Annotated in this window: 12 protein-coding genes and 2 pseudogenes; 6 read left to right on the forward strand and 8 right to left on the reverse strand. The window is 70.4% G+C overall.

Features of this window, described 5'->3' with window-relative positions; translation table 11 throughout:
* Positions 1-258 (reverse strand): annotated as a pseudogene (locus AC2CHG_RS13630) (arginase family protein); the annotation flags it as partial.
* Between the two features lie 22 nt (positions 259-280).
* Complete coding sequence (locus AC2CHG_RS13635; RefSeq protein WP_484524852.1) at positions 281-1012, reverse strand: class I SAM-dependent methyltransferase; 732 nt, start codon at positions 1010-1012, stop codon at positions 281-283.
* A 79-nt stretch (positions 1013-1091) separates the two neighbouring features.
* On the opposite strand from AC2CHG_RS13635, the gene AC2CHG_RS13640 reads away from it, so the two are divergent.
* Positions 1092-1559: a hypothetical protein gene (locus AC2CHG_RS13640; RefSeq protein WP_484524853.1), complete on the forward strand. Its 468-nt coding sequence runs from the start codon at positions 1092-1094 to the stop codon at positions 1557-1559.
* Positions 1560-1594: 35 nt separating this feature from the next.
* Here the strand turns inward: AC2CHG_RS13640 and AC2CHG_RS13645 are convergent, their stop codons facing one another.
* The 4 genes from AC2CHG_RS13645 to AC2CHG_RS13660 form a co-directional block, all read right to left on the reverse strand.
* Positions 1595-3493: a DNA/RNA helicase domain-containing protein gene (locus AC2CHG_RS13645; RefSeq protein WP_484524854.1), complete on the reverse strand. Its 1899-nt coding sequence runs from the start codon at positions 3491-3493 to the stop codon at positions 1595-1597.
* Positions 3494-3621: 128 nt separating this feature from the next.
* Complete coding sequence (locus tag AC2CHG_RS13650; protein ID WP_402805985.1) at positions 3622-3957, reverse strand: nucleotide pyrophosphohydrolase; 336 nt, start codon at positions 3955-3957, stop codon at positions 3622-3624.
* Between the two features lie 351 nt (positions 3958-4308).
* On the reverse strand, positions 4309-4512 hold the full coding sequence (locus tag AC2CHG_RS13655) for a DUF397 domain-containing protein (RefSeq protein ID WP_402805988.1): 204 nt from the start codon (positions 4510-4512) through the stop codon (positions 4309-4311).
* Entirely contained in the window at positions 4505-5392 is an 888-nt protein-coding gene (locus AC2CHG_RS13660; RefSeq protein WP_484524855.1) for a helix-turn-helix domain-containing protein, read from the reverse strand. The genes AC2CHG_RS13655 and AC2CHG_RS13660 overlap by 8 nt, the downstream gene beginning before the upstream one ends.
* A gap of 311 nt (positions 5393-5703) precedes the next feature.
* Here AC2CHG_RS13660 and AC2CHG_RS13665 point away from each other — a divergent pair, with 311 nt between their 5' ends.
* The 4 genes from AC2CHG_RS13665 to AC2CHG_RS13680 all read left to right on the forward strand — a co-directional run bounded on the left by AC2CHG_RS13665 (position 5704) and on the right by AC2CHG_RS13680 (position 10769).
* The gene (locus AC2CHG_RS13665) at positions 5704-5955 is read left to right on the forward strand and encodes a hypothetical protein (protein WP_357961153.1); all 252 of its coding nucleotides are present in this window, start codon (positions 5704-5706) and stop codon (positions 5953-5955) included.
* Between the two features lie 136 nt (positions 5956-6091).
* A complete protein-coding gene (locus tag AC2CHG_RS13670) occupies positions 6092-6682 on the forward strand; it encodes a DUF7019 family protein (RefSeq protein ID WP_484524856.1) in 591 nt (196 codons plus the stop codon).
* 9 nt (positions 6683-6691) lie between these two features.
* Positions 6692-10153 carry a protein kinase domain-containing protein gene (locus AC2CHG_RS13675; protein WP_484524857.1) on the forward strand — a complete coding sequence of 1154 codons (3462 nt, stop codon included), beginning with the start codon at positions 6692-6694 and terminating at the stop codon, positions 10151-10153.
* 4 nt (positions 10154-10157) lie between these two features.
* Positions 10158-10769, forward strand: coding sequence for a hypothetical protein (locus tag AC2CHG_RS13680; protein WP_355509229.1), 612 nt, complete (start codon positions 10158-10160; stop codon positions 10767-10769).
* A 23-nt stretch (positions 10770-10792) separates the two neighbouring features.
* Here the strand turns inward: AC2CHG_RS13680 and AC2CHG_RS13685 are convergent.
* Positions 10793-11066, reverse strand: a pseudogene (locus AC2CHG_RS13685) (helix-turn-helix domain-containing protein); the annotation flags it as partial.
* A 119-nt stretch (positions 11067-11185) separates the two neighbouring features.
* On the opposite strand from AC2CHG_RS13685, the gene AC2CHG_RS13690 reads away from it, so the two are divergent.
* The gene (locus tag AC2CHG_RS13690) at positions 11186-11980 is read left to right on the forward strand and encodes a class I SAM-dependent methyltransferase (protein ID WP_484524858.1); all 795 of its coding nucleotides are present in this window, start codon (positions 11186-11188) and stop codon (positions 11978-11980) included.
* Here AC2CHG_RS13690 and AC2CHG_RS13695 read toward each other — a convergent pair whose 3' ends face one another.
* Positions 11981-12211 (reverse strand): hypothetical protein, encoded by a 231-nt coding sequence (locus AC2CHG_RS13695; protein ID WP_484524859.1) that lies wholly within the window; start codon positions 12209-12211, stop codon positions 11981-11983.
* Positions 12212-12219: the final 8 nt, after the last annotated feature.

Genomic DNA, 12219 nt, shown 5'->3' on the forward strand with positions numbered 1-12219 from the left:
CCCCCGGCCCAGCGCCGCCGCGACCCGGTCGGCCACCGCCGAGGCGACGGCCGCCACCGCGCTCGCGTTCTGACCCCTGGGGTACGCCGGATCCGGCCGCCACCGGAAGCCCGGCACGTCACCGGCGTCCTCGACGTCGGCGCCCAGCCGGTCGAGCAGGCCCGCGGCGCGCAGGGCGGCGGGTGCGCGCTCGACGCCGGGAGTGTGGGCACCGGCGCTCGACGGCGCCCCGACGACCGTCCACTGACGATGATCCATCGCCCCACCCTAACCGCGTGTTTCAGCGCAGCACGAGCAGATCGAGGGCGTCGACGACCGGGCCGTCGACCGTCCTTGCTGCCTCCCGCAACCGGTCGACGCCGGCGGCGTACTCCGCATCGGTGATGAGCTGAAGCGGCGTGTGCGCCTCCCGGCGCAGGCCGGCCGCCGCCTCCCGCAGCGAGGATGCGGTGACCTGCGGGACCTGCTCGACCGCCGCGGTGGCGAAGCCGGCGGCGGCGAAGGCGGCCTCGACGTCGGCGATGCTCGGGTACGTGTCCAGCACGCGGATCGCCTCGGGAAAGTAGTCGAACAGCGTGATCGCCTCGTGCCGTCCGGCGAACGCGGACCGGACGAGTACCGGGGCCCCGGGCCGCAGCACCCGGCGCAGCTCGCGTGCCGTCGCGGCCAGGTCGGGGACGTGGTGGATGACTGTGGACAGCCACGCGCCGTCGACGCTGTCGTCGGCCAGGGGGATGTGCTCGGCGTCGCCTGCTAAGAGCGGCGCGAACGCGCACCGGGCGCGCATCGCCGCCGAAGGCTCGACGGCGACGACCTCGATGCCGGGGAACCAGTCGGTGAACGCGCGCGCCCAGCTGCCGGTCCCGGCGCCCAGGTCGAGCAGTCGCGTGCCGGGGCGCGGGGTGAGGTGGCGGGCGACGGCGGCACGCCAGGCCGTGAGACCGTCGTCGGTGAGGTGCCGGGTCGCGGCGAACGCCTCGGCGTCGGCGTCGTGGTACGCGATGCGGGCCATACGCGAAAGCCAACTCCCCGGCGGGCCGCCGAGGCAAGACACTGTGGCGGATCGGGCTCGGCTTCGGAGAGGGGTAGGGGTGCGGTATCGGATCCACTTCGAGGCCGAGCTGCCGGCGGATGCCGTGCGCGCGTTCCTGTTGACGGAGTACGGCGTCGCGCCGGAGAGCGTGTACGTCGGGCGGGTCGAGGACCGGGCCGTCGACGACCCGCGGCCGGTGGCGATGCTCACCCCGCCCGACGAGGACGAGGGCTTCGGCTGGATCCTCACCGGTGACACCGAACTGGCCGCCGCCACCGGCCACGGCGAGCGCGATCTCGCGGTCACCCTCGCCCGCGAGTTCGGCGTACGGGCGCTCGTCGACGACGGCGGCATCCACCCCGACCGGTGGGTGCTGGTGAGCGCCGACGGCAGCAGCGGCCGGGTGCTGACCGACCCCGACGCCGCCGCCGACGGGGACCTGCGGATCGTGCACGCGCTCGAACCGATCAGCGGGGAGCCGCAGCTCGCCGTCGTACCGCCGCCGGACTGGGCCCGCGACTGGTGACCCGGCCGTGCCCCGAACCGGCAATTCCCAGGGAGTTATGAACCGCCGATCTGCTCGTAGATCGTCTCGAGGCCGCGTTCCACGCGGATCAGCGAGCCGAGCCATGCACGGGTCTCGGCGTCCGTCGAGTACAGGATCGTGCCGCGCATGCCTCGCGTCATCAGCACCTTGTAGGTGTTACGGATCAGGCGGTCCGCCTCCGCGTCACTGAGCGACTTGCGGCTACGGAAAGCCGGATCCTTCGACTCCGCCCGCTGGGTGACGAGCCGTCCGTCCCGGGCGACCAGGTCGGGTCCGAGGATGACACCGGACCACTCGTACTCGAAGCCCTGTGCGGTGTACACGCAACCGACCTGGCCGAAACCGTGCGGATCGGTGGCCCAGAACGCGCTGCCCGGCGCGTCGCCGACGCTGCGGTCGCTCTTGACGTTCCAGGGGCGCGCCCAACCACCGATCCGTACGTCGGCCACCAGCGAGTCGTCCGGCCGTGGATCGCTCCACGGCCAGCAGTAGCCGGCCGACATGCGCGCCGTCTCCCCGGCTTCCTGCTTCGCGGCCAGGAAAGCCTCCATCTCCTCCGGCGAGTCCGCCAGCCGCAGGTCGAAGCGTCCGTCTCCGGCCCACACCGACGGCTTGCCGCCGTCGAGGCCGAGCAGGTCGACGACCCACTCCTCGTACGCCTCACTGCCGCCGCACCGGAACTGGTCGTGCAGCGACACCACCTCGATGTCCAGATCGAGCTGTTTCGCGTACGTGGAGATGACGTCGACGTTCCCCAGCTCGCCCGGCTTGACCACCTGGTGCTCGTCGAGCAGGAAGACCGGTACCCGGGCCGCGGCGATGAGTTCGTCGATCTGCGGCCGGGCACGGTCCCGCTTCGCCTTCGGGGTGAACCGGTTGACCGACGTCTCCCTGATCCGGTGCGCCTCGTCGCAGATCAGCACGTCGAGGCCGTTCCGCTCGGCGGTCATGAAGCTGTTGAAGTAACCGAACAGGTTCTTCAACCGGGTGGAGCCCTTGCCCGCGTAACGCCGCAGCGTCTGGGTGAACGAGCGGGAGCCCGTGGCGTGCATGACCGAGCGCTGCTGCCGGGCGAGCTCACCGAGCACCGAGAGTGCGATGACGCTCTTGCCGCTGCCGGGCCCGCCGGCCACCACCACTACCGACTTGCGGTCGGCGCTGCGTGCGCGCTCCACGGCGTGCAGCACCAGCTCGTACGCCAGGCGCTGCTCGTCGAGCAGGGTGAAGTGGGACCGGTCCTTCAGCTCGGCGGCGGCGTAGGACAACAGGCGCTTGCTGGGGCGTACCGAACTGGTGAGGAAGCGATCCGCGGCGGCCGCGCCGGAGGCGGGGGCCAGGTGGCTGCGCAGGTAGTCGAGGAACCGGCCGCGGCGCTGCTTGGTGAAGATCCGGCTCTGCTCCGTCGCCCGCCGGGCGAAGAGGTCGTCGATGTCGCGGTCGACGGCGTTGTGCAGGTAGGCGGCCCCGACGATCGGGTTGTGCGAATGGGCGAGCACCCCGAGGAAGTCCGCGAGGTATTCGCAGTAGTCCTCGACCTGCACGCCTGGATGCAGCCGAGGGGTGGCGGTGTGCTCGACCAGGACCAGGTTCTCGGATCCCTCGTACGACTCGACTCGGGACCACTGCTTCAACTCCACGACGACGTAGGAGTCCTCGGCCGTCTTCGGATGTGTTCCGGCGAGGACGACGTCGATCCGCTTGCTGGTGAGCGGGAGCTGGTACTCCACCAGCATCTCGACCTGCCCGAGACCCGCGTCGGCGAGATCCTGGGCGAGCACCGGCAGGCTCCGCTCCCAGGACCGCCGTTCGGAGGCGCTCACGTTGTGCCCGATGTGCTCCGCGATCCGGTCGGCGAGGGCACCACCGGCCGCGTAGCGCAGCAGTCCGTCGGCGGAGGTGCGAAAGGCTGACACGACTTGCCCCCGGGCAGCACGAAATGATCGTGCGCATGGGGGGCGTGTCCGGCGACGACCGGAAGCCCGTCGTTACGCGCTTGTACGGGTGGACTGTAGCGGAGAGATCATCCGCATGGCACGCCCTGCTACCGCTTGGCCGCGGAGCCCCTGACATCCTTGGCGGGATAGCGGACGGCGACCTCGGTCAACTTGGCGAGGGCGGCCTCCGTCAGGTCGATGTCGAGGACGTCTGCCAGCCTCGTCAGGTAGATCATGACGTCGCCGATCTCCGCTCGCACGCGTGCGCCCGCCTCGCGGTCGTCCATCACCGTGGCGGCTTGCTCCGGGGTCAGCCACTGGAACTCGGCGACCAGTTCCCCGACCTCGCCGGCCAGTGCCATCGCGAGGTTCTTCGGCGTGTGGAACTGCTGCCAGTCTCGTTCCTCCGCGAACGCCCGAACGCGGGCCGTCAAGTCCTCCATCCCCGCAGTCTGACACCGCTCTCGGGAGTCCGATTGGTGCGGTCAGTAGGGCCGAGGGTGCTGGGCAAATGGCCTGAGGACTGTGCCGTCCTGACCGAGTGATACCACCTGGTCACGGGCACGAAGCTGTCGCCAACGACGGCGGACCGACGGTGCCGACCGGAGACTGGCGGGGACCTTGCCCTCGGCGAGATGGCGATACAGGCTGCTTTCCAGGCCCCGGAACACCTCCAAAGGCTCTGCCTTCGGGCAGCGGAGTGCGATAAAGGGTTCCTTCGGCCTGCAGGCCGTCCGCCACGTCCTGGGACGTGGCCGTGCTCTCTTCCCAGGGCGGGTCCAGCTCGAAGAGTTCTAAGGGCGCAGTGTCTCGTCCACCAAGGAGGAGAGGAACGTTGACCATCCAGGACTGCTGAATCGCAGCCAGGGGCCCGACGGGTCCTTCGAGTCGCGTACGGCGACGACGCCGGGCAGGTTCGTAGCAACCTCGACGCAGTCGCCACCGTTGTCGCCGCTGCGAGTGCTCTTGCGCCAGCGGGCGCCGGTCAGGTCAGTCATGGCGCAGCTCCCCGACGATTCCCTTGATCACGTCCCTCGATTCTGCCTCACCTAACGCGAGAGCATCTACGCCCTTCCGGGTGCTTTCGTAAGCTGCGAGCTCGTCGGGCTTGTCCAGGTAGAGAGCGCCGGTCAGGGACTCGCTGTAGACGACGGAAGGCTCGGGCGCCGCTCGTCCGCCTTTCGTGGCGGGGAAGTCGAGGATGACGAAGGACCCGGCCACCGCGCCGGGATGCGGCCCGGCGGCCAGCGGCACCACGCGCACCGACACGTTCGGCAGTTCGGAGGTTTCGAGCAGGTGGCTGAGTTGGTTGGCCATGACAGATGCACCGCCAACCGGCCGCCGGAGCACTGCCTCCGAGAGAGCGGCCTCCAGCCGTGGAGGCGTAGGAAGACGGCGGGTCAGCAGAGCTTGTCGCTGCATACGCACCTCGACGGCACGTTCCCGCTCCTCCATGCTCAGCCGGCTGCCCCGATGGAAAAGCCCGAGCGCGTACTCCCGAGTTTGGAGTAGGCCAGGGATCAAGGATTCGTCGTAGCGGCGTAGATGGGCGGCGGCGGATTCCAGGCCGACGTACAGCTCGAACCAGCTCGGCACCGCGTCCCCGTACGCGTGCCACCACCCCTTCGACTTCGTCTCCGCGGCCAGCCCTCGCATCGCCTCGGTCATCTCCGTAGACACGCCGTACAGCTCGCACATTGCCTTGACGTCGAGCACCCGCACCGGCCCGAGGCCGCACTCGATGCGCCAGATCTTCTGCCGGCTGTACTCCAGCGCCTCGGCGGCGGCGTCGAGGGTCACGCCGGCCTCGTTGCGGAACTGGCGTAGCAGCCGGCCGAGCTGTCGGCGCGGCACGGTCGAGCCGATGTCTTCCGCCATTCGGGCACTCCCTGGTTCCATCCGGCAACAACGAGTGACGTAGCTCTGCAACGTCTACTCGTTTCCACGAAATAAGTCAATGCACAAACCAGAAATTCGCTGTTGCAACGTTGCGCGTCCGCTGCGCACTGTCACAGGATGACTACCGGCACGACGGCGTGGCGATCTCTACGGCCCGGCCGCTGTGCCTGTCGATCGGTGATCCGTTGAGCAGCCCTGGTGCCGTACCGCTGAACGAAGCTGCGGTGTCAGGGCGGGGTGGGCACGCCGGCGCGGGACGGGCAGGCGCGGCTGGCGAACGGCGAGCGCCGGTGACCGGGCGCTGGGTCATCCACCTGCCGGTGACCGCCGCGGACCTGCCCGCCGCGCAGCGCCTGGCCCGCGTCGTCGCCCGGTGGACCGGAATGCTGCCGCAGGCCGACCCGGGTGAGACGACCGTGTCGGCCGAGGACGACCAGAACGTACGCCATCGGGTCTTCTGCGACCTGCTCATGCCCGGCGGCCGACGGTGCCTGCTCCGCGCCGACCATGACGGCCCCTGCTCCCGCCGCGTCCATCGCTGACGCGCTCAGCGGGGGAGGTGGTCGCGTCGGTGCGAGGGGCCGCGCGGACACCGATCGTCGTCGATCGAGGGTCAGCATCGCGAGCGTGCGCCACGTAGGGTGGGCTTCGGACGTCTCCCCGTAACCGGAGTGCATCTTGAGTCTCAAGTACTACCTCTACCTGTCGCATCTCAAGATCGGACTTCTGGCGGCACAGGTCGCCTCCTCCGCGCAGTACGAGACCGAGCTCGCCGTGGACCTGAAGGTCGTCCGCTACAGCCGCAAGACGGTGCTGCCCGAGCGCCACGACCTCGACAAGCTGGAAAAGGTGATCCGGCACCTGCAGGACGCCGACCAGATCGGCGCCGCTCACGAGGAACGCCCCTACGTCCAGGCCTGCCTGGAGATGCGCTGGCAGGTCTTCCCGACCGCCGGCATCGTGGTCTTCGCGGGGACGCTCGACGACCAGGTCATCGTCCTCGGCGGCTCGGCGTCGCACGTGGTCGGTGGCGGCGACGCCGAACCGGTCGGATCGGTCCCGCCGTACCTGTTCCGCAAGCTCCAGGAATTGCGAGCCGACCCGGGCGAGTTCGACGACGAGCGCTTCCACGAGTCGTTGGCGCAGATCGGGGCCGCGCTCCCCGGGCCGGCGCAACGGGTCGAGTTCATCGCCAAGCGGCTGGCCGAGAAGTCAGGGGCGAACGGCGTGCTCCTGGGCAGCCCGATCTACGTGGCGCTCGTCGACTAGGGCCTCGGCGTGGACGCGGGGCAGGTCATCCGGTGGCGGCCGGGGGAGACCGTCCTCGACACTTTCCGCATCGAGGAGGTCGTCGAAACGGGCGGCACGGGGTTCGTCTACCGCGCGCATCACCTCGCCTGGGGCGTCGACCTGGCGGTGAAGACGCCGCGCCCCGACCTGGCCTCGGCGCCCGGGATCCTCGATCTGCTGGCGCAGGAGGCGCAGGCCTGGACCGATCTCGACCCGCATCCGAACGTGGTCGGCTGCAACTACGTGCAGCGCGTCGGCGCGTACCCGGTGATCTTCGCCGAATGGGTCGCGGGCGGTGACCTGACCGCGGCGGTCCGGGACGGGCGGTGCCGCGACCTCCCGCGGGCCCTCGACGTGGCGATCCAGATGCTGCGCGGCATCGGCCACGCGCACGCGGCAGGCCTGGTGCATCAGGACATCAAGCCCTCCAACGTCATGTACGACGGTGAGACCGCACGGGTGACCGACTTCGGAACGGCCAAGGCGAAAGCGTCCGTGGCGCGCAGCGCAGAGGGTGGCGTCGAGACCTCGTACGCGACGCTCGGTGGCTTCACACCGCAGTACTGCTCGCCGGAGCAGGTCGATCCGGACGGAAGGATCGGCCGAAGCAGCGACATGTGGTCCTGGGCGCTGACGGTGATCGAGCTGCTGCACGGGCGCCGGCTCTGGAGGTGGGGACACGACGGTGCGGATGCGCTGGCGTCGCTGCGCGGTGATCTCCCGCAGCCGTTGCGCGACCTCCTGTCCGGCTGCCTGGTGCGCGACCCCCGGTCGAGGATCGGCGACACCGCCGAGGCGGAGGCCGTCCTGCTGAGCGTCTACGCGGACTGCGCATCTGGTCCCTACCCGCGCCCCGACGGGGTGTCGCCGTCTCTCAAGGCCGACGGCTTGTCCAACAAGGCGCTGTCCCTGTGGGACCTCGGCGACCAACGCCGCGCGATCGAGATGTTCGAGCGGGCCAAGGCGATCGACCCGCACAACGTCCGCGCGGTCTACAACCACGGGCTCCTCAAATGGGCCGACGGCCTGGTCACCGACGAGACCCTCCTGTCGGAACTGCGCGCCACGGGCGACTCCTGGGAGGCGGACTACCTGGCCGCGATGGTGCACATGGAACGCGGTGACGGCGTCCTCGCGGCCCGGCACCTGGCTGAGGCGGACCGCAAGCATCCGGGTTCGCCGGAGATCGCGGCCGCGCGGGAGCGCTGTGCCCGACTGGAGCCGAGGGGCACGCTCGAGGTGTTCGGGCAGCTGTCCGGCCAGGTCGTCGCAATGGCCTGCGATCATGACGCGACACACGTGGTGGTGGCCGAGAGGTCAGGACGGGTACGGGTCTGGGACGCCTTCGCGGGCCGGGTGGTCGCGGAACTCGCCGCCTCCGGCCCGGCTCCCGTCGACGTCGCGATCGACCACGCCGGAGCGCGGGTCCTCGTCTGCTACCAGGATTCCCGCGTCGAGCGGTGGCGGCTCGCCGACGGCACGGCCCACCTCGAAGGCCGGCTGGAGGGAGGAACAGCCGTGGCGCTCAGCCCCGAGGGTGGCTTCGCGGCTGTAGGTACGGCCGACGGCCGTCTCCTCGTCTTCCGTACCGGCGCGTGGGAGCCGGTCGCCCGCATCCGGCCCCACGACGGCACTGTCACCCGGGTGATCCTCGGCCCGGACGCCGAGGTGTGCGTCTCCGCCTCACTGGGCCGTCCCGGCTCCGCCGTCGACCACCGGGTGGAGCAGTGGTGGCCCCTGCGGGACACGAGGATGCGGGGCCTGCACATACCCGCCGACGAGATGGACGGCGACGGCCAGAACGTCGCCCTGGCGCCGGACGGGTCGACCGTCCTGAGAATCGGCTACCAGTCCCTGACAGTGGTGGACATGCGGGTCTGGGACGAACCGCGCCGGTGGGAGATCCCCTGGCTGACCGGATACCGCATGCTCGGCGTCTCCGGCCGGGCCGGCTGGGCCCTGCTCGACCCCGGGACCGGAGACCTTCAGGTCCTCGAACTCGCCATCCGCCGTTGCGTCCGCACCTTCCCGAAGGACTGGGCGCGGGGTTCACGTCGCGACGCGACGGCGTTCAGCGGGGACTGCGGCTACGCCGTCATCGCCGAATCGCACGGCTACAGTGGCCAGACCTCGCTCTCCCGTCTCCCCATGCCGCTCAGCGGACACCTCGCCCCCTGGTCGTACGCGCCGCCCCGCCCGGTCGGTGCCCTCGCGCGCGACGAGCGGGCGTTCGACCAGGTCATGGAACGCGTCGAGGCGATGATCGCGGCCGGAGAGGATCGGCGCGCGGCAGACGCGATCCGCGAGGCGCGTGGCGTTCCCGGCCACGAACGTCATCCGCGGCTACGCCGGGCCTCCAGTGCCCTGGGCCGGAACCTGCGGCGCACCGGACTGACCGGCATCTGGCTGGAGCAGGAACTGTCCGATGTCATGCTCACCCGTGGCACCTTCGACATCGGCGCCTCCGGCCGGTTGTTCGCCTTCGCCGCCAACGTCGACGAGGTCGAGATCTTCGACCTGGAGACGCTGGAGAAGGCAGGCGGGGTCACCAAGCGGCGGAACCCGGCCGTCAGCCTGTCCTTCGCCAGGGGCGGCCGGGACGTGATCATCGGCTACTCGGACGGATCGGTCGCCTGCCACGACACCCGGACGTTCCAGCCCCGGTTCAAGGTGGCCGGCGCCCTGCCTCGCGACGACGGGAACACCACGCTCGACATCTCGGGCGACCTGTTGGCGGTCGGCTTCGGCCATGGATTGGCGACGGTGTGGTCACTGGAGGCGGCTGCCTGCGTCGCGACGGTCCGCACCGGACCCGGCACGATCGTCGGCGTTACGGCCGATGAGGCGTCCCGCTCGATCGCCGTGCAGCTGCTGACCCACGACGCGGCCTCGGCCACCGTGGAGGTCCGGTCGATGAACACCGGAAAGCCCGTGAAGACCTTTGCGAAAGTCGATCCGCACACGGAGATCCGGTTCGCCTCCGGGATGCTGCTGCTGGCCGAGATGACCCGCCTGACCGCGTGGCGACCGGGTGACAGGCGCCCGTCCTACCACCTCGACCGGGTCAAGCACAGCTCGTCGGCGGCGCTGGCCTTCACGGACTCCCGTCGGCTCGCCGTCATCGCCGGGCTGACCGGCTTCGTCGTGTGGGACGCCGCGAGCGGAGAGCTGGTGTTCGACGGGAGGGCTCTCGACGGCCCGGCCGGAAGCCTCTCCGGGGTCGAGGAGGTGGCGGTGTCGCCCGACGGGAGGTTCGCGGTGGCCGGAGACCCGGGAGAGCAGACCGTCGACGTCTGGGACCTGCGCACCGGACGCCGGATCCGCTCACTGCACGGTCACCACGTCCGGGTCAACGCGATACGCGCCGACGACGCGTTCGGCACCGTCGTCACCGGCGACCACCAGGGCAATGTCCGCATCTGGGGCCTCGATTGGGACTACGGAGAGTGATCCGATGACCGGACGCCGCCAGCGCGATGAACTGCGAGCCGCGTTCCTGGCCAACCGGGAGCGCGTCAGAAGCTGGCTCGACGCCTGGGAGATTCCCGAAGTGGTGTGGACCGACGAGTTCAACGAGATCCCTCTGCCCTGGATCGTGCGGGAGCGGGAAAGGGAGAGCTGGCTCAAGCGCCACGCACCCTTCCTGGACGCGTACGACTGGATGTTCATCGGACGGCCGCTGACCCCGGGGGTCCGCGAGGTGCGGGCACTGTGGCACTTCGGGCCGGCACACCGGTTCGCGGAACTCGATCTGACGATCACCAGCGTCTGCGACCCCGAGTACCTGGCGGAGAAGCTGACCCTGGCGGTTCACCACGCCGGCTTGAAGGGCTGGCGTGACGCGGACGCGCAGCCGCTCTATCAATGGCTCGTCGAGGGTGTGCACACGATGCCCCTCGGCAACGGCGTGCGGGGCAGCAACCGTTCGGGGTTCGTCCTGTTGCGTTTCACCCGCCTTCCGACCTCCGACGGCGACGTGATCGTGCGTCTGACCGCCGCGGAGACCGATCGCGCCCTGGACGGCTCACCTCTCGACGACGACGGTGTGTCGGTTCCTGGGGGCTAGACCAGCGGCACTGTGCGACACGGCCGCAGCACCTCCAGCTCACGCGGCGTCAGCCCCACGTCCGTCGGCGTGCCCTCGGCGGGACGGATCCGCGCCGCGTACCGGCCGACCAGTTGCCGCGTCACCTCGGGCGCGAGCAGCGCGGCGCCGGAGGCGGCGGTGCGGATGCCGACCAGCAGGCGGGTCGCCGCAATCGCCCACCGCGGCCATGTCCGGCTGCGCGCCGATGATGGTGGCGAATCCGGTACGGATCAGGGCCTGGTCGTCGCAGACGAGCACCCGGATCGGCGTGGTCACGACGCGCTCCCGGTGGGGATCCGCGCCCGGACGACGAAGCCGTCGCCGGCCCGGCGGTTGGGGCGTGCCTTGAGCAGAACTGCTGGCCTCGGGACGGTCGCGGCGGGCAGGCTGCCGGCATGGCGACGGGCTTCGGCGGTGAGGTGGCGACCTACTACGCACGGCATCGGCGCGGCTATCCGCCCGAGGTGCTCGACGCCCTGGTGGCAGCCTTCCGTCTCGGCGCCGACGACACGGTGGTCGACCTCGGCTGCGGCACCGGCCAGCTGAGCATCCCGCTCGCTGACAGGGTGGGCGCGGTCATCGGCATGGACCCCGAACCGGACATGCTGGCGATCGCCCGGCGTACCGCAGTGGACCGGGGGACCGCAAACGCCACGTGGGTGCTCGGCGGCGACGGCGACGTGCCCGCGTTGTCCCGGCTGCTCGGCGGGCGGACGGTCGGCCCGCTGACCGTCGCCGTCGCCATTCACTTCATGGACCGCGACACCCTGTTCGAGGCGGCCCGGCCGTTGGTACGCCCCGGAGGTGGCATCGCCGTCGTCACCAACGGCGAACCCCTGTGGATGCAGGACACCGAGTGGTCGCGCGCGCTGCGGCGATGCCTGGAACGGATGCTCGACCACCCCGTCGGGGGGAGATGCCAGACCGACGAGGACGGGCGCCGGCGCAATCGGGAGGCGCTCGTGCGTGCGGGTTATCGGTACGAGGAGACGTCGGTGCGGTACGACGCGCCGCTCACGGTCGACGACATGGTGGGCGGCATCTTCTCTGCCATGTCCGCCGAACATCTGCCGTCCTCGCGGCAGCGCGCGGCGTTCGCCGCCGACGTACGCGATGCCCTCGGCGGAAGGACCGAGGTGACCGAGAGTGTGCGGGTCTGGATGCAGTGCGGCGTGCGCGTCGAGGGCTAGCTAACTCGCGAAGAGCATCCGTTGTGGAAAGTCGCCCCGCTCGCGCCGGGCGTAGACGATCTTCGCGGTGATCGCGCTGGCCGCGGCATTGAAGTCACCGTCCTCGACTCGCGCCTGCAAGGTCTGCGGGTCGATGACGAGGATGCGGTCGAACCGGTCCTCGAACCCGAACTCGTAACGCACCTCGTCCGCCGGGGCCTCGACCCGGCGGGCGGCGACCATCATGCCCATGCCGCTTC

This window comes from Micromonospora sp. ATLC20, assembly GCF_057196585.1.

Coding starts and splice junctions, on each gene's coding strand:
- AC2CHG_RS13690 (WP_484524858.1), top strand. CDS start 11,186: ATGGCGACGGGCTTCGGCGGTGAGGTGGCGACCTACTACGCACGGCAT.
- AC2CHG_RS13680 (WP_355509229.1), top strand. CDS start 10,158: ATGACCGGACGCCGCCAGCGCGATGAACTGCGAGCCGCGTTCCTGGCC.
- AC2CHG_RS13695 (WP_484524859.1), bottom strand. CDS start 12,211: ATGGGCATGATGGTCGCCGCCCGCCGGGTCGAGGCCCCGGCGGACGAG.
- AC2CHG_RS13635 (WP_484524852.1), bottom strand. CDS start 1,012: ATGGCCCGCATCGCGTACCACGACGCCGACGCCGAGGCGTTCGCCGCG.
- AC2CHG_RS13660 (WP_484524855.1), bottom strand. CDS start 5,392: ATGGCGGAAGACATCGGCTCGACCGTGCCGCGCCGACAGCTCGGCCGG.
- AC2CHG_RS13655 (WP_402805988.1), bottom strand. CDS start 4,512: ATGACTGACCTGACCGGCGCCCGCTGGCGCAAGAGCACTCGCAGCGGC.
- AC2CHG_RS13650 (WP_402805985.1), bottom strand. CDS start 3,957: ATGGAGGACTTGACGGCCCGCGTTCGGGCGTTCGCGGAGGAACGAGAC.